Here is a 22,489-nt window from a genome sequence, read left to right on the forward strand (position 1 = left end):
AGAGTCTTTACAGTCAAGGCTGCCCCTCCTCCGCACGCTCGATCTCTGCGGCTAGGTCCTCAACGGTTATGTCGGCTTGTTTGAGCAACTGGAGTGCCCACTGGGTTCTCACTGCGGGATCTGGGTTCAGCGGTTCCCAACCTGGCAAAGTTCCCAGCGCACGCGCCAGAGGCACTTGCGCCATAATCTGCGCTGTCGTGTACCCAGTTGAGAGGCGAAGACCTGAATCGCGCACTGCGAAGACAATCGCTTCGAGTGCAGCCGACGGCACCGAAGGTCGTGGTTTTGCGGATCCCATGAGCGAATTGATAAGGGATTCAGGATCAACGGCACGCGCAAATACGCCGACGATCTCGATCGGGACGTCATCTAGGGTTGGGATAGGCCCGATACCTGTCATCGCATGCATCGCGAAGGCGACCGCACTGGTAGGTAATTCCGGCGCCATGACATTCAACAGCGTCAGAGCGCCACGCTCGTCAAGGCGTTTGCCCCGTGACCTGGACTTGGCGAGACGAACGAGCCGTTCATTGATGCTAATTCCGGAAGCGAAGAGCCGTAGCCAATCCTTCGAGCCATCAGTAACTTCAGTGATGTCGAGAGGCGCAGCAGCATCGCCGATGAGCCACTCAACAGCTGCTGGGGCCACATCGTGCAGTCGCGCCGTCCACCTGATCGCTGCTTTGCGATCTTCAGTTATGAGGGCCGCCATCCAACTCTGAACCAGCGCTGGCTCGACTACGCGCCGCAGAACTGGCTTCCATTCGTCCGGATATTCGTCGGAGTCTGGCGTAACCGGTTCATTCCGCAACGCGGCCGTCGCGCTTTTCGCAATCGGCCACACTTGGCTCAAAGCCATAAGCGTGGCGGCAGTTTCTGGCACGACATCATTCGGTCTACACAGGCCAGCCTGTGCCGCTGCCAGAATATCGTCGACGTAAGTGACTCTCGGCGCCGTGTCTCGTCCAACTCGCGCGCACAGAGCTTGAAGCGCAACTGGAGAGAACTCTGCCGAGAACAGCGGCGCGCCTGCGATGGCAACACTGATGGCTTCGTCGAAGCGACCCGCAACGACCAATTGCTTGAGCAATGGAATCAGTAACTGCGGTTCGGTAGACAGCAGCTTGCGCGCTCCGAGGCCAGCGCTCCAGTCCTCTGTTGTCAAGACCTCGACGGGCGGAACGGTTCCGGACATTACGAATGCAGCGAGCGTCGAAGACCAGCCCCCCCAAAGCGACGCGGCTTCAGCCCATTGTTGGAACTCGTCCTTTGTCCGGCACTTCGTCAGCCACCGCAACAGCCTCTGCCGTGGCGCAGAACACCCGACTTCGGCGCCGATACGTGCGGCCGCAGACGTACGCTCCGATTCGGGCCAGTCAATGTCACTGGTTGGCGCAGCGTCAATCACCCAGGACGCTTGAGCATCATCGAGGCCTCTTCGCGTGAGAATACGCTTTGCCACCTGCGCGAGCTGATCCGACGAACGTACCTGAGTCAGCCAACCGCTTGGAGGAATAAGCGATTCGTGCTCCAGGAATCCTGCGCGTGCGAGTTCTTCCCACACGGACTGTGGCGCATCAACCGAGACTGGACGCTGAATCAGAAGGTCGACTGCAGCGTCGCTCAGGCTAGGGACAATTTCCTGGACGAGACTAAATGGCAACGACCGAAGAGCGAAGTCACGATGCATTGACGCGACGAGCTCCGCGACCGACATCCGAGAGCGGCCGAGGCGTGCCAGCGTCAGAAGGAAATGATCATTGACTTCGAAGCCCTCAGGCCTATCGTCTGGCGAGTGTCGGGATGCCCAGAGAACGGCTTGTCGCGCCAAAGCTACTGGTTCAGACATCAGAATCTCGAGATCGAGGCGAGTCAAACCGAGTTGGCGCGCCGCCTCTTGAAGAATCTGGTCTTCCGAGCTTGAAAGCCCTTTTGCGAAGTTCACAGCGAGAAGCGCGGTCCACTCGTTTGGATGAGGCGAATTGACCGGCCGAGATGCGAAGCACAACGCGCGAAACCGATCACCGGCCGCAACAAGTAGAGCACCAGATCCTGGGGTTTCAACCTCCGTCGGCATTCCGAGGACAGCCGATGTAAGGAGCTCGAGATCAACAAGCTGGTGTTCGCCATCCCAGTTATTCAGCAATAAGTCATAGGTCTGAGGTATTTCATCAACGCCTACAGCTACTCGTTGTGAGACGGCACGAGCGATCGCGGGCCACTCTCCACGACCAACGGCGCCAGCATCCATACACACTGCGATCTCCACAGAAGTCACTGGACGTGAGGCTCCGTCGACTCCGCCATGGAACCCCCGCGAGGTCCATAGACGATCGTCGAATTCTCCGACGATAGAAACGTAGCTTCTGGCAGAATCGGAAACGGCAGGAATCGACTCGCTGAGCGAGGCGAGCTCGTCAGGTATCTCCGTTCGCCCAACGGCCCAGCCGTAGTCTCCAGGTGGAACTTTGCCGAACCAGCCAAGGCCGCGAAATCTCAGCTGTCTCACGGGAACGCCTTCCAGATTCGCTCGACCGCGAATTCGAAAGGGCGATCGACCAGGCTCGGCTCGATCTTGAACGGCACGAAACGGCCAAACTCGTCCAGGTACTGCGCGGGCATATTGTTGTGCCAGCCGTAAACGGTGATCGGGAAGATGGCATTAGATTCAAATCGCTTCATAAGCCCAGACGGCAAAACGAGCGATCCGATCTGCTCACAGCTCAAAGGCGACTTTGTAAACCGACCGAACTCCTCTTCGGAAAGCACGGCTTCGCATTTTGTCAGCACCAGGGCGCAGGGCTTTGTTCCTAGTTCGGCCAATGCGTTCAGCGCCGATTGTCGAACTTCTGCAATTCCTAGCCTGGTGACGTCAACAAAGAGCAGCGCGCCTGCTACTTCATTCCGCAGCGCATCAACGTCGGCTCTCGCGGTGGGCTTTGCCGCAACGCCGCCGACCATATCCCTGAACACAATCGAGCCCCCATCGACGTGTCGAAACTCGTAGTGCGTAGCCGACGATGTACCGCCGCTTAGCTCGTTTTTCTTTAGCGAAAACCACAGGCTTCTCAGGTTCCGCTCGGTGCTGAGCGTATTCGCATCTGCGCGATCAACCCACTTGGGCTCGTAGTGACCGCTGTACGCCGCCAGCGCCGTGCTTTTACCGACGCTACTCGCTCCCCATAGCGCAATTGTCGCCTTCCGCGAACTACTCGTCATACATCGGATCCGATCAGATCGTAAAAGCGGTCAAGGTCTCGCTTGGTAATCGTTTCCGTACCAACCTCGCGGACTGCTACTTGTTGCAGCCTTGCAATTAGGTCGACAAGTTCATCGCGCCTGTCCACCCTCCGTAGGAGCTCAACTCCAAAGTCGCCCCTTTGGATGCGCACAGCAGCAAACGTCACCAGGCGATCGAAGTCGGTGTTGTCCCACTCCAGCGAGTTCAGCAACAAGCCCAGGGCCGCCAGATCGGTCCACCATCGCACGTAAGCATCCAGAGTGGGCTCGATCGCCATTCTTAGAGGATCTGGCAAAGTAACGTCGTCTGGATTATGGGCTAGTCTTTTCGTGATGAACACGACACGCGCGTACCCATCGGCTATGGCCCTATGATCACGCTGGGTTAGCAGGTCGAGCGGAGACAGGCCATTGAAAATCGCAAGGGGCCTTTGCCTCCATTCTTCGGCCAGTCTTCCGGCTGCTTCAACGACCGAGATGAACGGTGAACAGCAGGCTGCTTGCTCCAACGCCGGCAGACGATCCCATGTGGCGCTCAAGCCGAAGTCCTGCGCGAGCTTTGGAAACTTGATCAGCAGGGCCGAGGCGCGCCTACGTTGGTCGTGAATCCCCGCCCATTGCGCGGTTTTCCCGGTCACTTTGGTAGTAATCAGGTCGCGCAGTTGGGCTAGGGCTGGTCGATCGGGCCAACCAAACGAAGATGCGACTTCTGAGGAAAGCTGCTCGAATTCGGGAAACTCCGCCGGAACCGCGTCGATGAAACTCGGCGCTGGCAGAGCAGTGTATCCGGCCAACAACGTCTCAATTGAAAGGGCTGCGCCCTCCGCAGACCAGATCCCCGATTGGCAAAAACGCAGCAGCCTACTCGCTTGCGTTCGCCACTGAACCACGAGAGCCCGCGCGGCAAGCCACTCGTTGTGCTGTCGACTCAAGACAGGAGGATTCTCGACAAATGGATCCACCGGCTGTCGCTCCGCATTGAGAAAATTCATCCTCGCATCGATGATCCGTTGGACGACCTCCGGTGCTAGCCTCCCCGCCTTGACGCCGCTGTCCAGGTCGCTCAGTGATCGGCGGATTTCTCTCGCCAAGTCACTCTCTGGGCGCGCGGCGCCCTGATACTCTTTCAACTCGTCTCTGATATCGATTCGATTGGCGGCAACGTCAAGACCTTCAGGGCCTGCACCTGAAGCCCAATTGGCAATCTCACGCAGCCGTAGATGCTCAGCATGAGTGAACAGCCACCTTGCTTCCGATATCGACTTCGCCTTAGTGAGGGCCTCAGCGACGCGAGGCCAACGTGCCTTCACGAAGCTCTCCAACGAAGAGTCCCCGAGCGCGGTTATGTCTCTTACTGTGACTGGTGCACCGAGCGCCCTTAGAACCAAGAGCCGGACCGAGCCTATCGGTTGCGTCTCAAGAAACCGCGCCGTTTCTTCTGGCCGATTCTCCAACAGGACGCTGCCTACCGTGGCTAATCTAGACAGCCGCCGATGGGTGCGCTCGGGCCAAGTTTGAGTCGATGATTCTGGCACATCTAGCAGGGCGTAAAGAAAGCGCCATTCCCGTGAGCTGAGTCGTGGTTCCTCTAGCGGTCCATGCGGGGGCTCCACCCGACATGCGCTGAGAATGCGCTTGGAGCCGTCGGCGCGCTGGCGCACCAGAGCGATCAGGCCGCGCAACTCACGCGGTAGTTGAAAACCTCGAGTAGTCCTGGTCGGTGAAGGCAATCTCTGAAAGGGTTTCTGGATTCCAGGAATCCTCTCCAAGAGTTCGAGATTCAACTCGTGTAGCGAGGAACCGCTGAGCTCACCGCTGATACTGACCGTGTTTGTGTCTTCATCAAATCGGAAGCGGAGGCTCGAGCGAGAGCGAAAAGCCGGAAAGGGCACACGAACGGTCGGACTCGGTTGGTCGTCCGGTCCGCTATTCAGCGACGCAACTAGCTCGAAAGCGTCAGCCTGATCATCGAGAAGAATCCGCCAGTCAACAAAAGGAGCGTCCTGGCGCTTGAATGTCAGCGTTCTACTTGGTGACTCGGAATCGTCTCGATAGCAAGAAACACGAACGCATTGCCATCGGTCCCAATCCCAAGCGACCCCTTGATCGTTAATCCGGTGAGACAGCGTCGCGAACTTCACTAGGCGCGGCTCCAACTGGAGCGGCAACAGTTCAGAAGCGGTCATAATTCTCGTGAGGAAGTGGGGGGACCAGGCGACTACCATGTCGCCTCCCACGCGCTGCTCAGCAAACTGGAATTCTGCGGCTACCATCGCGCAACCCGAGGCTGAACGAGCTCCGCAGCGACCTCACGCAGTAAGTGGTCGAGGAGAGGTGAGACGGAAACGGATCTCGCGGTTGCAGCAACGCCATCGGTGTCGGCCGCTTGCTTATCAAGCACAATCTCCATAGCTCCGAGCCCGAACGATAATCGTTCTTGCAGAGTCCACTCGGACTTAAGGCCATAAACCTCAAGCAGATCAGCGGACTGCGCGGAACCAAGCCTGGCGTGAAGGAGTGGACGAACGACAGCGTCCAACACTCGTCGTGCCGCAAACTGAATGGATCTGTCAGCCTGTAATCGTGAGCCTTCCAGATAGCGGTGGGCCAAGCCGAGGCTCGAAGGAATATCGCGATTGCCGTACGCGCTGATTGCATGAGCCAGCGAACCCTGCTGCTGGGTCGGTACGCCTGCGAAAGCGGCCCAAATCGCACTAGTGCTGTATTCCTGTTTCCACGCGTAACGGCCATTCTGAGTGTCGAAAGTCAACGCATGAAAACCGACGGTAGCGATCCCGTAGTCTTCCCGTCTAGCTGGCAGTCTCTGAAGATGCTCAATCAGCCATGTTCGATGCGGAATGAGATGTTCAAGATGCTTGGCTGAGGGACGCAGTTCCGTCGTAGGAAACAGTTGAAGCATCGATCGAACGCGCCAGCCGGAATTCGCCTCTCTCCATAGAGTGGTAATCGTGTTCTTCGGCCACTGCAGACCCAGCCTCCTCACTACTGCGGCTGCGATGTCGGTTATCCCGTCGGACGGCGTTTGACCGAACCACCACACTCCTTGCCGCAGTTGCCGACAAATTCCAAGTACCGAAGGTGGAATGACACTCCGTCCCGGCAACGGAGTAGGTGTCCCGGACCTGAGAATCGTGGAGAGTGCATTCGCGACAACGTCTGCTGGAAGTCTCGAGTGCGACCAGTCGGCCAGAAGTTGATCAAACTGGGCGAGGGACATTTCCGGTAAGAAACTAGGCACAGAATCGACCGACGACGATCCGAGCGATTGAACCAACAGAAGATGGCGAACCTCAGCGGGCCAATGCTCGAACACCCTCGCCCAACCGCCGGGCGCCTGTCGAACGATGGGCTCGAAAAACTGCCACTCACTTAATGCGAGTTCAGCGACACGAAACAGCAACGACGCCGGAATTCGCTCAGGGTCGATCAGTCTGGCGATTTCCGTGGCAGGGCGATGATTTCTCGGGTCGCGCCCGTGTGCCAGCTGCCAAATCGGCTCATCATCAGATCGGACCGTAGCCAGCGCAACCCAAGGGAGCAGCTTCGTTCGCACTACTGCTTCGCCTCGTAGCCAATATTCACGGATGGAGCGTTCAATCATCTCCCGCTGGGTCGGGTTAAGCTTTACTAGTAGGCCGACATCGGTCTCGATTGGCTGCTCGCGTCGGGTCAGTCGCGCGGCGAGCTTCCAGAGGGGACCGTGGTCTGTGTCGAGTCTGCTTATGTATTGGTGGATTTCATCAGGGTAGGAACTGCCAAGCACGAGCGCCAGTAGTCCCATACGTCTCTGCGCCCATTTTGTGTAAGGGAGAGCTCGAGCGCCGGTCAGCAGTTCGATGTGAACATCAAGCCTCGAAAAGTCGCGCAGCGTAAGATCTAGCTTTTTTTCAAACTTCAGTTGCGCAAGATCGGGAAGATCCGCCACCTCACCAACCGCCGCAGCCTCGCCGAGTGTTTGCAACATAGCAGCGGGCGCGTCCCTGGAAATCGCCAAGAGAAGCTTTGCGCGAGTGTTCGTGCGTTCGTCACAACCGACGAGGAGGTTCGTCAAATAGGATGCGGAAGGGCCTTCAGCTGCCCCCCAGACCATCAGATCGCCCTTTGCTCGCTGGTTATCCTGACTTAGTGCAGAAACCGCCAATTTGACCACGCGCTCTCGATAATCGTGAAAGAAATAGTCATCTGGGGCTCGACAAAGGCGTCCTTCATCCACGAGCTCTCCGTCAAGCCATCGCGACAGCTCAGTCAGTCTCGCGAAGTCTAGTGCGCGCAGGCCGGCTGATTGAAACGCGCTCGCAATCACCGGAGTTTGCAGCCCAGGCGTGGTAACAAGATCGGCGAGGCTCGGACTGAAGTCGAAGATACCAAATGAATCCAACCGTTGCGGACCGTTCTCCGTGAGCGGCCTTCCCTGCGGGCTCCATTCGAAAGCTTCGCGCAAATACATGTGACCCGACATCAGGTGTTCGTCACGTAGAGACGGTCGTTTGCCCGCGCCAGACCCATGATTCGGCGGCGAGGTCTTCGGTGGGATCCACGCACGCCTTTCTGGTTGATAGACGGCCACCGTATCCGGAAAACTCAAAGCAATTGAGCAGTGAAGTTCCTGGGACAAATCGCGGGATACGCCCCAACCGGTCGAGAACAACGGTTGCAGGGTGGGTGGCAAACAGAATCTTAGGAACGCCGCAAGTTCGAAGAACTCCTTCTCATCGAGGGGCGCCTGCACGCCGATGGGGATTCCAGCGAGGCAGAACACGATGGCCTGCTCAAGAAATTCTGTATGGGGTGGAATGGGTGCATGAGATTCGTCCACTGAAACAGACGAAGCTTGCTGCGCGTAGTCGGTCAGTGCAATCAAAGGATTGCAATCGAGAGCTGTCAGCGCCGTCAGTGGAGTTGTTATCTCAGCGCTGTAGAGGTAGCGACCCAGCCAGTAGCGGCGGCCAGGTCTTGATTCACCGTCCTCCGAACGGCGGCGCAGGCGATACGCAACTTGAGCGATAGCCCCTTGAGGGGTCTTTACAGGTCGCACCACAGTGCCATGCCCAAAACGTTCGGCAGCAACCTCCGCTCCCTCCTGCAATCCGAGACCGAGGTCCACCGGACGGCAGAGGGCCGTTATCCATTCGGGAAAGGTGGCAGACTGAGCAAGCGTGCGGCACTCCTCAAGTTTCTTAATCGGCCCGCTCGAAGACTCGCATGGCTTTCCGTACTCAAGCCGAGCAAACTCAATCGTCCTTAGCGAGGCCACGAAGGGAGCAAGACGCGAGGACATCAGAGGTCGTCAAGATCGAAGCCCTGGGCATTCAAGACACGCAGTGCTTCTACATTTCCAGAGCGGGCTTGGCTCCAACAAGAGTAATAGGCCTCCAATTCAGGGCCAATGAGTACGAGTTTGAAGCCCAGAGCCAGAAGAGGGATGATCAATGCGACGATGTAGGAAAGCAAGTACGCTGTTTGGAATAGCGACGCTTGCCTTGCCGAGTCGGCGACCGCATTCTGGCTCGCACCCGGATCGGGGATTTGAAATAGCTGAACGGCAGATTTCCGGAGGTCATCACTCGCAAATGGCCACTGCGGCGGAATACCTTCCGTGAGATCGCTAAGGATTCTCAGTCGGTCGAGAAAATCAGCTTCTTTCCAAGCGAAAGCAGTTGCGGCGCCCGATGCCGTTGGGTTGTTCAACTCCGAGCCGTATTTGGCCGCTTGGAGAGTGTCAAGCCACGCTTTTCGCCTATCGGCTGCCGCCTGGTGTTCTTTGCTCCGGGAGTCCTCAATCGCGCGTTCCGCTTCTACCGCCTTCTGAAACCTATTCGATGTATCTGTCTTTTTTGATGCCGCCGCGTTGACGACTGCTTGCGCGTCAGACAGTCGTCGCGAAGCACCGTCAAGCACAGTCCGTCGGGTCCTTAGAATCTCGGCTGCGCTGTCGCGTCTTGTTGCCGCATCGTTAGCGGCAAGTCTTGTCGCTATCTGCAAGTCGGCCGGTGCTGAATTCGCAGCCCTCTGTCTTGCTTGAAACTCGCGGTCCCAGAATGCGTAGTTGTTGTCTGCAGCGTTGAGGCGGTCCTGCGCCAGCTGCTTCGCGGAATTAGCGGCTTCAAGTTGACTCTTGGCGACCTCGAACTCGCTGCTTGCTGTTGTTTTCGCCTGAGCAACCTCAGCGCCCTGTAGCGTTTGCTCAACCGCGCCGAGCGACTTGAACGCCGTCTGAGCTCGATCATGTGCTTGAGATTCCGCTTGGCGTATGGACTCCGCAAGCACCGACTCATCCCGTAGGCGATTTTCAATAGCGCCGTTAAAAATGAACAGCTCGAGCGATTGCGCGGTGGCCATCGCCGACGCAATGATCAGCGCGCATCGAGTCCCAAGTGCTGTCACTTTTCGCCACGCTGCCGGGCGCAAGCTGTGTGGCATGGCCCGCCGTAAGCGACTTGATGGGAGATCGGCCGTAATAACGCTCTTTTCCCAAACAAACACCGCCCAAGCAAAGAGTAAACCGAGGCCGGCTGCGCCCGGAGACAACCAGCCGAGATGGAGCGGTCGAAAATAGATGACGGAGTTGAAAAGCAACGACCACATCGCCCATTCGAAGATAAACACGACCAAGAGCAAGTCCGCAGCGTGAGACATCTGCACGCTGGCGTTCGTCGTCAGCAAAGAAGTATTCCAGACGGCCAGTTGGAACCATCGAGCCAGAACGGGGACCTCCCGCATGTGCCGACGCTGGGGAGCCGCAGTAAAAAGTCGGACGGTTCGCCTCACGTCCTGCGATCGGCTGGAGTTGTCGCCGTCCGGGGATCGCCCAAACACGTCGTCAAGCGGAGACGCCTCGGCAGGCAATGACTGCTCTATCAAAAACGACATCTTTAGATACCGATCTTTCTCATGAAGGAGTTACTGAGTAGCGGCCTTGAACCAGGGCCAGTTCTTGCGAACCGCGATGGCTCGCGTCCGAAGTTGCTGGTCGAGGGCTTCGGCTGTAACGAGCGAAACCGGCGCATGCGCTTCTCCAGTCAACATGAAAACCATGGCTTCCCTCACGCCGTACGGCGTCCAGTCCCGCAGACGTTCGTGACGATCGGTTCCCTCGGTGAGTAGCGGCTCGTTTCCTCGTGGCTCCATGAATGGGTACCCAGTCAATGGGTCGAAACCCCAAGCGCTAGTGAAAGCAACGCCTAGTTGGCCGTCGGGAGGAAGCGCGTCGAGAATTCGATGAAGGACACCCTCGCCCAGAAGTTCGCAAGCCTGCCGAGTAGCGTCGATCATTTCGACCAGCCTGACCGGGCGTTCGTCAACGTCGACCCAGCCAACGCCAACCTTGCTTTGCAAGTGCTGCTCGACCATGAGGTCTGCCTTCGTGAAGAGAAGAATGAAACGCCTTGCTCGCATGTGCCGCCGCGCGGTTTCAGTAAAATCGATCGGCCTTTCAATTCCAAATCGCTCGAGAATCCGTTCGAAGATCGTAGACGGGAGCCGGGGTTGAGGCTCAAAGGATGAGCTAATCCTTCCTAATAGACTCGGCAGATAGAGATGGCAGGCGGCAAGATGATCCATATCGGTTGGATCGAGACACAAACCGATCGCATCCGCGGTCTTCGCGCCTTCAATCAGCTCCATCTCCCAGTCCGCCAACTGCGCATTGGGCTCGCCGTCTATCGGCGGGAAGAGAGCCCCGCCAGGACCATCGTGCGTCACAACGTCAGCTCCGTATGTGCGCTGGCCAACAGTCGCTGTCATGGTGAACTCGTAGGTGCACGCCTGATCGGTAGCGGACATGTAGGCGCTCGGCGTCAGGATTGTTTGCACAGCTCTCTTAACCGCGTCAGCCAGCGAGTAACGGCGCTTTTGTGGATCAGCGTCTGATGCGCCTGGCACAACAGTCAGCTTGGGTGCCTCGCTCCAGGGAGACCTCGTATGCGCGGCTTGGTCGATTGAGGCAAGCAAGGTAGTCTTCCCAACCTTCGACGGGCCCATGAAGACACACCGCATACCAGAGCTGGCAGGTTGAGCCGAAACAGGTTCGGAAGTCTCGGGGGCGCTCTCCTGCGACCCGCCCACAGACTCATCAAAGAGCGACCCTTCTGGTGGAGCACCGCCCGACGTATCGCCAGGGCGGAAAGATGAATCGGGCAGAGGCTGCGGGCCGGCGCGAGCGGAAGAGTTTTCGGCCATATGATGGGTCTCGCTTTACGCAAAAGCTACCATATGGAAGAACTGGCTATCTACGGTTTTGTCGATAACCAGCGCGAAATGTAAGTTGCAACCTCGCCCCGCTTCCGCCCACTAGTGACCCTTAGTGTTTTGACCTGCCACAAGACCGGTAAGACGGATGACGAAAGGGGAAAGCGTATGTCTGGCGAGACCCGCTGTGGCTGAGCTAACGACAGCCGATTCCCCAACTATGTGAGAAATCTTGAGGGCTTGGCCGTCTATTGTACTGCATGAGCTTTGCGCTTTTGAGCTTCCGCAGTGAACGTCAGGACTCCTGACGGCAGCTAGAGAGAAGGATACCTTCTTCAGAAATGGTTACGCCGAACTGGAATCAGCGCGTCTGTTGTCTGGCTGGACTGAATTAGCCTAATCAGTAATAGTGCCGACGGTAGTGACGGTGACGGGCTCGGTGTTTTCTCGAAGGCGCGTTCACTTCGGGCCGTCCCGTCACACCACCAGCGCGATGCGGCTTCGGCGTGCCGTAGGTGAAGGATCGAGCAGTCTCGCTATCCCGTGGCCAACGACTCCATCGAACTTGGCCGCGGTGCCACGGTAAGGAAAACGGACCAATTAAAGAAGATCGGACGGCTCGAATGGACTCCATAGGTCCCTGCCCAAGGTGCGGAAGAACCGAAGGCACCTACTACAAATGCAAGAACTGTGGACATAAGGGTTGCTTCAAAGGGAACCTCGTTTTCAGCGGTGTAGGCTGTTGGAAAGGGTCATCATGTCCGAAGTGCGGTGAATCAAAGACGTACGAAGCGATGGCCTACTTGAGCGAAAAGTAGCTGGCCTACCGACCCTCGCCGTCCTGCATGCAGCCGTTCGTGATCTAGAGAGGCAGAACCACGTAGACTGACGCGCGCCGCCTCCACGATTTCTCCAACTTGGAGGCGGCGGGAACCTTCCCGCGCGCCGGGCGGCGGGAACGTGATTCGGCGTTTCCTTCTTCCAAATTGGCGGCGGGACACCTGTCCCGATCTCGGCGGCGGGCACGGTGTCCCGCCGCCTCCAAAATACCTCCAAGATGTGGGTCGATTTCCGAGGATTCCTGAGGACGGCAGTGGAAGCGGCGAGCGGTGGCAAACACCGCCGTATCAACGCGTTAGCATCAGAAGCCGAGCGCCATCAGCAAGTTACGAAAACCGCTGATTTCAAATTCAACTCCCGCCGCCTCCACCACTCGACTCACCTAACGCTTCGCCTCCGGCGAACCGTTAGGTTCGCTCGTGGCAAGCCACCTTCAGGGAGAGTGCCCTGAGCGAGGCCTTCGACTTCGCTCAGGCCGAGTCGAAGGGCGTTCGCTCATGCCAAGCCACCTTCAGGGAGAATGCCCTGAGCGAGGCCTTCGACTTCGCTCAGGCCGAGTCGAAGGGCCACACGGCGGCGCAGTTTCTGCCGTCTAGACTCCATCCTTCCGACGATGGCATCGTCGTCCCATGCCCCGCCTACATCCTGCCATGTAGCGACATGTCGCCATCAATTGGTGACGATGGGGAGGTAGTACGCGGTCTTCCCTGACTTCCTGTCGAAGACGCGCGCGGACGGAACGGCACTGCAGGGACGGACATTGCCGTTCTTCTTCTCGTCGAGTACCTGGAAAGTAATGTGGAACGGCCCACCCTTGGGGAAGTTCACTGGGGGCAACTCGACCGAGCCGATCTGGCCAGGTCCCACCCTGAGCTCCGACGCGAACAGGACCAGCCCTTCACCATTGAAACACGTAACGCAGACGTTGCATGACACGTCACCAATAAGCGAATTGGGCGACACCTCATTTACAATCTCGGCCGTCACGCCTTCGTCGTCAACGCTCTTGATGACTCCCCCAGAACTGCCGGCCAGCTCGAGCAGGAAGCTGCCGACAACGTAACCACGCTCGCGCGGCGGTTTTGTCAGCGCTCGGGTCCCACGAATTGACAGCAGCGAGCGGGTCGCCAGACTAAGATGGGCCAAGGATGTGCCCTGCCGTGGCCGCGCGCTCAATCGACGCGTGGAGTTTCGAGTCTTGAGTCTCTAAGGAGCACTCGGCAATGCAGACAAGAACAAGAAATCGAACCGGCGCGATGCTGGTCGCCATCGGTCTCGCCTGCGGTGTCACCGCCTTCGGCGCGCCGAAAGAACCGCCGGCCAAACCGCTGGCATTGAAGAAGGTGGCCGGGCTGACGAATGGCCGGCTCGCCTATGTCGTCGGCACGACGGCCCCGGATGGCAGCCGCTACTACGCGAGCAACCTCCTGGTGACCCAGCCAGTGCTCGTCACATTGAAGGCCGACGATCCCAAGGACGAGATCCAGCTCCGCGTCACGAAGACGCAGTGGTCGAAAACTGAGCGCGAGGTTTCGACCGGAGCCGCCGGCCGCGTCCAAGTGGCCTTTCGAACCCAGGGCGAATTCGGCTTGGCCGTGTCCGGCGCCGGCGCCGGCAAACCCTACCGCATGACGGTCTGGATCGGCGACGAAGTGAAGCGCCCGATGCCGTCGGTGGTCGTGCCGAAATCGAAGTGGAAGCCCGGCCCTGCAGCCGCGGCTGTGCCCGACAGCGGCCGGACCGCCGCTCAACCGGATGCCACGGCAGGCGCTCCCGGTGCCAGCACCAGCCCTGGCGGATCGCTCGCCATCTGGTTGATTGCCGGCCTGCTCGTCGTGATCGCCGGATTGTTGTTTGCCCTGCTGCGCAAGAAAGCAGGAGTCGTCGTCCTGGTGTGCGGTGTTACGGGTTTGGCTCCGGCCACAGCGTCTGCCCAAACAATGGAGTCCATCGGCCGCGCCATGTTGTCCGAGGAACTCGGCAAGCAGCTCGAAGAAGGTGTTGAGACAGGCACCAAACTGGGCGGAGACATCGTCCACATCTACGAGACCTGGGAGGAGTTCAGCAACGCGCACGACGCCCTGACGCCCGACGACCGCCAATTCGACCCGGACTACAGCCCACCGGGGTCGCCGGAGATTCCGTCGGCCTGTGCGGAATCCGAGGAGTGCAAGGCGTGCTACGACAAGGCGGTAAAGGACATCAACTTCTATCGTTTCTCGCTCGACAAAGGTCAGGGCATCGCACGAGGCACGTTGGACTACGCGAAGAAGGCGATCGCCTTCGGTGACACGGCATCGGCGTCGTTCGGCGTGGGCGGGCTGGCGTGGTCGCTCGATGCGAAGCCCGACATTGAGAAGGTGACGACCAGGCTGCGCAAGACCTATAAGAGCAAATACGAAGAGTGGATCGCGGGCTTGGAGGCGTCGCTACAAGAGCTGGGCAAGTGCGAGGAAGAGCACTTCAACGAGCGCGACTGGTACGGGCGATTCGGCTACATCTACTACTCGTTCATGGCGGATCGCTACAAGAGTCCGGATTGACAGGCCAGGCTCGCGAGCTGTTGCGGCATCGTGCCATCGAGGAACATCAGCAGGACCAGCCGACGAGGAGGTCTAAACGTTGCGCTTTGCAGCCCCTTGCCGCAATGAGTATGCTGGCCTAGTTTTTCCGAGCCCGACGCTCCAGAAAGAGGATTGAATCGATGCGATACCGAAGCCTGCTCGTTTGCACTGCCATCTTCACCGCCGCCCTCGTCGCCGCCGCCCCGAGCTTCGCCCAGGGCCAGGCGGGGGCCAAGCCCAAGGTCGAAGACAAAACCGATCCGAGAACGGCGCGATTCGGCGTTTGGGATAACACGACCAATCCCAACAACGTCATGACCTACGAGGGCCACGAGAAGGGCGGCAGCAAGCTCACCGTGAGCAACCCCAGCAATCCGGCGCAGGATTGGAGCTACGTGACGATGTTCGACGGCAAGTTCATGCCCGTCACCGGCCAGCCGGGCTCCGAGACGGCCGTTGAGATCATCAACCCGAAGAGCATCCGCGTCCTGAACAAGCGCGATGGCCTCGTCTACCAGGTGGTGATCAACACGTTGTCTGACGACCTCAACACCATCAGCAACGAGTACATCCGCATGGACAAGGAAGGCAAGATCACGGGCGTCACGCACGTGACCTACGTCCGCCGCAAGAAATAGCCCCGCGCGACGGATCGCCCTGCGAGCACGCGGCCGCCGGATCACCGGCGGCCGTTCTGCTTTTCAGGGTAGCCCGCCGCAACCGAATCGCGTCCTGACCGGACCCTCCACCTCAGCCGTCCATTTCCTGCCGCCCCGGGCGCAGACGTGGTACCGTCTAGCCAGTCTCCAGCTTTCGTGAGTCCTACCCCAGCCCCTTACGCGGGAATCGGCTGAGCAACAGCCTCCCCCAAGCCCCCACTCGCAACCGCGGCGCGCTCGGCTCATCGTCAGAGGCACCATGCTCTTTGAGTTCATCACGCTGAACCGCGACGAGATCATCCGCCGCTGCCGGGCGAAGGTGGCGTCGCGGTCAATGCCGCCGCCGACCGCCGCGGAGATCGATCACGGGGTGCCCCTGTTCCTGGATCAACTGGTGGACGCGCTGCGCCTCGGCCAGACCTCAAGCCTCGAGATTAGCCAGACCGCCCTCCTGCACGGGCGCGACCTCCTGCTGCAGGGATTGACCATGTCGCAGGTCGTGCATGATTACGGCGACGTCTGTCAGTCGATCACCGAGCTCGCCGTGGAAACGCAGGCGCCGATCAGCACCGAAGATTTTGGGATGCTGAACGGTTGCCTCGACAGCGCCATCGCCGGCGCCGTCACCCAGTACGGGCGCGACCGCAATCAAGCCACCCTCGACGGCCTGGCCGTTCGCGAGAACGAGCGGCTGGGGTTCTTCACCCATGAATTGAAGAACCTCCTGCATACGGCCCTGCTCGCGTTCGAGGTCGTCAAGTCCGGGAACGTCGGCGTCGCCGGCACCACCGGCACCGTGCTCCAGCGGAGCCTCCTCGGCGCGCGCGACCTCGTCGCCCGCGCGCTCGCCGAAACCCGGCTCACGCAAGGCGTCCAGAACCGGGAGCTGTTCCTGGTGGCCGACTTCATCGGCGAACTCGCCCCGGCCGCCACACTGGCGGCGGGCGGCCATGGCATCACGCTCGCGGTCGCGGCGGTCGCACCTGACCTGGCGATCGAAGGGGACCGGCAAGTGCTCGGGGCGGTGGTGATGAACGTCCTGCAGAACGCCTTCAAGTTCACCCGGCCCCGCACCACCGTCACGCTGCGCGTCGGCGCCACCGCCGAGCGGGTCCAGATCGAGATCCAGGATGAATGCGGCGGTCTGCCGAAGGGCGACGTGGAGCAGTTGTTCCACCCGTTCGAGCAGCGCGGCGCCAACCGCACCGGCCTGGGCCTGGGCCTCGCCTTCAGCCGCTGGGCCACCGAGGCGAACCACGGCCGCATCACCGCGCGCAGCCTCCCTGGCGAGGGCTGCGTGTTCACCGTGGACCTGCCGCGGTGCCCGGTCCCCGCTCTCGCAATTGCGTAGACCACCCCGAAAGCCACATGCCATTCATTGACAAGAGCCTCGCCGAAGCGGAAATGAACACGGCCGCCAGGCACGCCGAGGCGCTGCTGACCACCGGGGCCCTGCAAAGCGCCATCTTCAACAGCGCCAACTTCTCGAGCATCGCCACCGACGCGAAGGGCGTCATCCAGATCTTCAACGTCGGCGCCGAGCGGATGCTCGGCTACACCGCCGCCGAAGTGATGAACCGGATCACGCCGGCCGACATCTCCGACCCGCAGGAAGTGATCGCCCGCGCCAAGGCGCTGAGCGTCGAGCTCGGCACCCCGATCACGCCCGGCTTCGAGGCCCTGGTGTTCAAGGCCTCGCGCGGGATCGAAGACATCTACGAGCTGACCTACATCCGCAAGGACGGCAGCCGCTTCCCCGCCGTGGTCTCGATCACGGCGCTGCGCGACGCCCAGGACGCGATCATCGGCTACCTGCTGATCGGCACCGACAACACCGCGCGCAAGCAGGTCGAGGAGGAGCGCATGAAGCTCGACCAGCGCCTGCGCGACCAGCACTTCTACACCCGTTCGCTGATCGAATCCAACATCGACGCCCTGATGACCACCGATCCGCGCGGCATCATCACCGACGTCAACAAGCAGACCGAGGCGCTCACCGGGTGCACGCGCGACGAGCTGATCGGGGCGCCGTTCAAGAACTACTTCACCGACGCCGCCCGCGCCGAGGCGGGCATCAACCGCGTGCTGGCCGAAGGCACCGTCACCAACTACGAGCTCACCGCGCGCGCCCGGGACGGCACGCTCACCGTGGTGTCGTACAACGCCACCACCTTCCACGACCGCGACCGGCGCCTGCAAGGGGTGGTCGCGGCGGCGCGCGACGTCACCGAACTGAAGCTGTTCGAGCAGACGTTGCAGCAGAAGAACGCCGAGCTCGAAGACGCCAGCCGCCTGAAGTCGGAGTTCCTCGCCAACATGTCGCACGAGCTGCGGACGCCGCTCAACGCCATCATGGGCTTTTCCGAGGTGCTCCGCGACGGCCTGGTCGGCAAGATGACCGACCAGCAGCAGGTGCTGGCGGTCAAGATCTTCACCAGCGGCCAGCATCTGCTCGCCCTGATCAACGACATCCTCGACCTGTCCAAGGTGGAGGCCGGCAAGATGACGCTCGACCTCGAGCCGGTCCCGGTGTCTTCGCTGCTGGTGAACAGCCTGTCGATCATCCGGGAGAAGGCCGCGGGCCGGCACATTCGCCTGGGCATGGAGGCCGTCGGCGACCTGGGCGCGATCCAGGTGGACGCGCGCAAGGTCAAGCAGATCGTCTACAACCTGCTGTCGAACGCGGTCAAGTTCACCAACGAGGGTGGGCACGTGACGCTGCGCGCCAGTCGCGTCCCGCGCGCCGGGGCCGGCCGGGTGTCGGGCGCGCGGGCGAGCCGGGCCTTCCCGGTGGCCGACGACACGTTCGCGGAGTATCTCGAAATCAGCGTCACCGACAGCGGCATCGGCATCTCGCCGGAGGGCCTGGCGCACCTGTTCGCGCCGTTCAGCCAGATCGACAGCGGCCTGGCGCGCCGGTTCGAGGGCACCGGACTCGGGCTGGCCATGGTGAAACTCCTCGCCGAGTTGCACGGTGGCGCGGTGGCGGTGGAAAGCGCCGTCGACGAGGGCTCCTGCTTCACCGTCTGGCTGCCCCTGCGGGCGCCGGAGGTCTGGGCGCTGACGCCGGCCAAGGCGCCCGCGCTCCCCCGTGTCGAGGGTCAGGCCGCGGCCGGCACCGCCCTGATGGTGGAAGACGATCTCAAGTCCGCCGACCTGATTCGCCTGCAGCTCGAGGCGGAGGGCTTCACCGTGCTGCACGCGGCCTCGGCCGAAGCCGCGCTGGTGTTGGCGGTGCAACAACCGCTCTCGCTGATCACCCTGGACATCATGCTGCCCGACATGGACGGCTGGGAATTCCTCTCCCGCATCAAGCAGGTGCCGGAGCTGATGCGCATCCCGGTCGTGATCATCTCGATTGTGGCGGACCGCAACCGGGGCTTCGCGCTCGGCGCCGCGGCCATCATGCAGAAACCGATGTCGCGGCAGGACCTGTCTGACTCTCTCGTCGAGCTGGGGCTGCTGCCGCTCCCGCAGGGCCGCGCGCTCAAGGTCCTGGTCATTGACGACGATCCCGACGCCGTGGAGCTGGTCGCCGTCCGCATCCAGGGCCTGGCCAGCACGGTGCTGCGCGCCTACGACGGCGACACCGGCATCGCCGCCGCGCGGCAGGAGCAACCGGACGTGATCGTGCTGGACCTGATGATGCCCGGGGTGAACGGCTTCGACGTGGTGAAGGCGCTCAGCGAGGAACCGGGCACGGCTCGCATTCCCATCCTGGTCGTCACCGCCAAGCAGATCACCGCCGAGGACCGCGCCAACCTGAATGGCTTCGTGACCACGATCATGGAGAAGACCGAGTTCAGCCGTGACCGCTTCATCGCCGAAGTGCGGCGGGCGATGGCCGGACGGCGCGTGAACGCCTGATGGCAAGAATCCTGGTCGTCGAAGACAACCCCGACAACATGGTGTTGACGGTCATGCTGCTGGAGTCGGTGGGCCACACCGTGCTGATGGCGATCGACGCCGAAGCCGGGCTGACGCTGGCCCGCGCCGAGCGGCCCGACCTGATCCTGATGGACATTCAGCTTCCCGGCATGGACGGCCTCGAAGCCACGGCGTTGCTCAAGCGGGACGAGGCGACGCGCGCCGTTCCCGTGGTCGCCCTCACCGCGCTGGCGATGAAGGGTGATGAGGAGCGCATCCGGGCCGCCGGGTGTGACGGCTACATCGCCAAGCCAATCGGCATCCAGGACTTCCTGGCGACCATCGCCGCGCAGCTGTCGAGAGCGCCGATCCCGAACTAGCTTTGGGCGGGCTCGTCGTTCAGCACGTCGAGGATCGACGCCGCCACCGCGAAGAACACCGGCCCCATCACGATGCCCAGCAGGCCAAACGTCTGCAGGCCGCCCAGCAGCGCGAAGAACATCACCAGTTCGCTCAAGCCGACACGGCCGCCCACCAGTTTGGGCCGCAGGAAGTTGTCGATCCCGCTAATCACCAGGGTGCCCCACACCCCGAGCACGATGGCCTGCGGCCAATGGCCGGTGGCCATCAGATAGATCACGCCCGGCACCCACACCGCGGCGGCGCCGACCAGTGGCAGCACGCTGGTCAGCACCGTGACGGTGCCCCACAGCGCGGCCGAGGGGATGCCGAGCACCCAGAACATCGCCCCGCACAACGCGCCCTGGAGCATCGCGATCACGACCACGCCGTAGACGCTGGCATAGATGACGTCGCGGATCCGCATCAGCATGGCGTCCCGGCGCGCCAGATCGAACGGCAGCAGCGCGGTGATCCGGGCGACAATCTGCTCCCCGTCCCGGAACAGCAGGAACATCGCGAACACGGTGAAGATGGACGAGGCCACCACGCTGGTCACGCCGGCCGCCATGGTCAGCGAATTCGAGGCGAGCAGGCCACCGAGATCGGTCAGGTGCCGCGTGAGCCAGGCGACCACCACCGGCGGCTCGAGCCCCAGCCGTTGGGCGACCCATTCATTGGCCTGCCGCACCGGCGCAATCGTTGACAGCTCGAAGCCGGCCCTGAACGTCTCCTGGAGGTAGTCCCTCAACGCCAGCAGCTGCGTGACGGCAATCCCGGTGATCAACACGAGCGGGATGAGGATGGCCACCACCACCAGCACGCTGGTGATCAGGGCGCTCAGCGACACCCGCCCAGTCTTGCGCACGAAGTAGTGATGCAAGGGGTGGAACGCAATAGCCAGCACCGAGGACCACGCCAGCACGTTGGCGAAGGGCCCCAGGATCAACAGGCACACGTAGACGACGCCGGCGGTCGCGCAGAGGAAGAACGTCCACTGAAACGCCAGACGCGTGCCGGTTTCAGGGGATCGTGGGCTCTTTGGCATGGGTCTCTTCCTGTCGGCGAACTGGCGGCGGTGACGGGACACCTTGCCGCCGTCGTTCACGATACAGCGCAACGCCCCGATACAACAGGGCCGCCGCCACGTAGGCGGCAATCGCCGCAACCGGGTAAGCAAAACCTCGGGGGAACGCGAATGCCAGCGCCGCCAGCGCCGCCAGGCCCAACCCGGCGATCACGGGGACGTTCGCTTCAATCGAATCCAGCACCCGCCGGTTGGTGATCGCCGCCGACACGGTGCTGCCGATGCGCATGGCCCCGGCCGCCACGCGCCCGCGGCTGCCGCCGCCGCTGGTCAGCAGATCCCGCCGCCCTTTCGGCGCGCTGGGAGCGCGGGCGCGGCTCCGCGCATGCAGGACGACCTCGGTCGCGTTGGCCAGGTCGTGGAGGAACATCTCCTGCATCTGCCGCGCGAATGGCTGGTTCTCGACAATCAGATCCAGCTCGCGGTTGCCCATCCAACTCGCCAGGTTGAGGTTGGTCGAGCCGACCCGCGCCCAGCGCTCATCCGCCACCGCGGTCTTGGCGTGCAGCATCGGCCCGTTCCATTCGAACACCCGCACGCCGGCCTCGATCAGCGGGCGATAGCCTGCCCTCGACAACGCGCTCACAACCGGCACGTCGGAGACGCCCGGCACCAGCAGGCGCACGTCCACGCCGTCCGCGACCGCGGCGCGCAGGGCCTGCACGTACGAAGTGGTACCTGCATAGTAAGCATCGGTGAGCCACAAGGTGTAGCGGGCCATCGCGGCCACCAGTTGGTCCACGCGGAACAGGCCGGCCGTATTCGGCACGGTGGCGACGACGCGCGCCGCGACGTCGCCGGCGGCCGGCTGGGCCTCGGCGGGCGGCGCCCCGGAGTCGGGCAGCGGCTCGCCGCAGGTGGCCCAGGCCTCGGCGAACGCCTCGGCGATATCAGAGACCGCCGGGCCGCGGACCTCGACGCCGGTGTCGCGCCACGGCTGCCGGTTCGCGGCGGGATCGCCCGCCCACATCCGGCCCACGCACAGCCCGGTCACGAACGCGATCGTTCCGTCGATGACGAGAACCTTGCGGTGATCGCGGCTGACCCAGCCGAGCGGCTGATCGAGCCGTGGTGGGTTGTAACAGCGCACGCTGATGCCGCCGGCGCGCAGGCTGTTCCAGAAGGCCCTCGAGGCGGCGCCAAAGCCGCCCATCCAGTCGTAGAGCAGGCGGACCTGGACGCCTTCAGCGGCCTTCCGCAGCAAGGCGTCCGCGAACAGCCGGCCCTGCTCGTCTTCGTGAATGATGTACATCTCGAAGTGGATCGTCTGGCGCGCCGCGGCGATCGCCGCCAGCCAGGCCGGGTAGTTCTCGGCGGCGTCCTTGAGCAGCCGCACGCTGTTGCCCTCGCGCAGGTGCGCGCCCGAGGCTCGCGAGAACACCTGGTTCGCCAGCTGGCGGGCCGCCGTGAGGCCCGATCGGGGATCCTCCCGCTTGGCGCGCCGCACTCTCGCCGAGGCAGGCATGGTCAGCGGGCAGCCCGTTCCAGTGCGGCCTTCAGCAGACGGTTGTCGGGCGTGGGCGGCAGCCGGCTCGACTGGGTCAGTACGGCATCGGGCCGCGCAAACAGTCCCACCGACAACAGCATGCCGACCACTGCCCAACCGTGCGAACGAGCCACCGCAC

15 protein-coding genes are annotated in these 22,489 nt (G+C 61.6%); 5 read left to right on the top strand and 10 right to left on the bottom strand.

Annotation, left to right across the window (positions count from 1 at the left end):
• Positions 1-13: 13 nt before the first annotated feature.
• The 7 genes from WC815_04095 to WC815_04125 all read right to left on the bottom strand — a co-directional run bounded on the left by WC815_04095 (position 14) and on the right by WC815_04125 (position 13,434).
• Positions 14-2,269 (bottom strand): hypothetical protein, encoded by a 2,256-nt coding sequence (locus WC815_04095; GenBank protein ID MFA5907939.1) that lies wholly within the window; start codon positions 2,267-2,269, stop codon positions 14-16.
• Between the two features lie 236 nt (positions 2,270-2,505).
• Complete coding sequence (locus WC815_04100; protein MFA5907940.1) at positions 2,506-3,219, bottom strand: hypothetical protein; 714 nt, start codon at positions 3,217-3,219, stop codon at positions 2,506-2,508.
• Positions 3,216-4,550, bottom strand: coding sequence for a hypothetical protein (locus tag WC815_04105; GenBank protein ID MFA5907941.1), 1,335 nt, complete (start codon positions 4,548-4,550; stop codon positions 3,216-3,218). The genes WC815_04100 and WC815_04105 overlap by 4 nt, the downstream gene beginning before the upstream one ends.
• A gap of 956 nt (positions 4,551-5,506) precedes the next feature.
• Positions 5,507-8,539 carry a hypothetical protein gene (locus WC815_04110; protein ID MFA5907942.1) on the bottom strand — a complete coding sequence of 1,011 codons (3,033 nt, stop codon included), beginning with the start codon at positions 8,537-8,539 and terminating at the stop codon, positions 5,507-5,509.
• A complete protein-coding gene (locus tag WC815_04115) occupies positions 8,539-9,924 on the bottom strand; it encodes a hypothetical protein (GenBank protein ID MFA5907943.1) in 1,386 nt (461 codons plus the stop codon). The genes WC815_04110 and WC815_04115 overlap by 1 nt, the downstream gene beginning before the upstream one ends.
• A 237-nt stretch (positions 9,925-10,161) precedes the next feature.
• Entirely contained in the window at positions 10,162-11,073 is a 912-nt protein-coding gene (locus WC815_04120; GenBank protein ID MFA5907944.1) for a hypothetical protein, read from the bottom strand.
• 1,884 nt (positions 11,074-12,957) lie between these two features.
• Complete coding sequence (locus WC815_04125; protein MFA5907945.1) at positions 12,958-13,434, bottom strand: hypothetical protein; 477 nt, start codon at positions 13,432-13,434, stop codon at positions 12,958-12,960.
• A 110-nt stretch (positions 13,435-13,544) separates the two neighbouring features.
• Here WC815_04125 and WC815_04130 point away from each other — a divergent pair, with 110 nt between their 5' ends.
• From WC815_04130 to WC815_04150, 5 genes are all read left to right on the top strand, one after another.
• The gene (locus tag WC815_04130) at positions 13,545-14,831 is read left to right on the top strand and encodes a hypothetical protein (GenBank protein ID MFA5907946.1); all 1,287 of its coding nucleotides are present in this window, start codon (positions 13,545-13,547) and stop codon (positions 14,829-14,831) included.
• 161 nt (positions 14,832-14,992) lie between these two features.
• Entirely contained in the window at positions 14,993-15,490 is a 498-nt protein-coding gene (locus WC815_04135) for a hypothetical protein (GenBank protein MFA5907947.1), read from the top strand.
• Positions 15,491-15,770: 280 nt separating this feature from the next.
• Entirely contained in the window at positions 15,771-16,862 is a 1,092-nt protein-coding gene (locus WC815_04140) for a HAMP domain-containing sensor histidine kinase (GenBank protein MFA5907948.1), read from the top strand.
• 17 nt (positions 16,863-16,879) lie between these two features.
• Entirely contained in the window at positions 16,880-19,378 is a 2,499-nt protein-coding gene (locus WC815_04145) for a response regulator (protein ID MFA5907949.1), read from the top strand.
• On the top strand, positions 19,378-19,758 hold the full coding sequence (locus WC815_04150) for a response regulator (protein ID MFA5907950.1): 381 nt from the start codon (positions 19,378-19,380) through the stop codon (positions 19,756-19,758). Before WC815_04145 ends, WC815_04150 begins: the two co-directional genes overlap by 1 nt.
• Here WC815_04150 and WC815_04155 read toward each other — a convergent pair.
• The 3 genes from WC815_04155 to WC815_04165 are packed head-to-tail and all read right to left on the bottom strand — an operon-like array spanning position 19,755 to position 22,484.
• A complete protein-coding gene (locus WC815_04155; GenBank protein MFA5907951.1) occupies positions 19,755-20,825 on the bottom strand; it encodes an AI-2E family transporter in 1,071 nt (356 codons plus the stop codon). The two genes, WC815_04150 and WC815_04155, sit on opposite strands and share 4 nt — an antisense overlap.
• The gene (locus WC815_04160) at positions 20,800-22,329 is read right to left on the bottom strand and encodes a phospholipase D-like domain-containing protein (GenBank protein MFA5907952.1); all 1,530 of its coding nucleotides are present in this window, start codon (positions 22,327-22,329) and stop codon (positions 20,800-20,802) included. Before WC815_04160 ends, WC815_04155 begins: the two co-directional genes overlap by 26 nt.
• A gap of 2 nt (positions 22,330-22,331) precedes the next feature.
• Entirely contained in the window at positions 22,332-22,484 is a 153-nt protein-coding gene (locus tag WC815_04165) for a hypothetical protein (protein MFA5907953.1), read from the bottom strand.
• Positions 22,485-22,489: the final 5 nt, after the last annotated feature.

The organism is Vicinamibacterales bacterium, from assembly GCA_041659285.1.
Classification (GTDB): Bacteria; Acidobacteriota; Vicinamibacteria; order Vicinamibacterales; family UBA2999; genus 12-FULL-67-14b.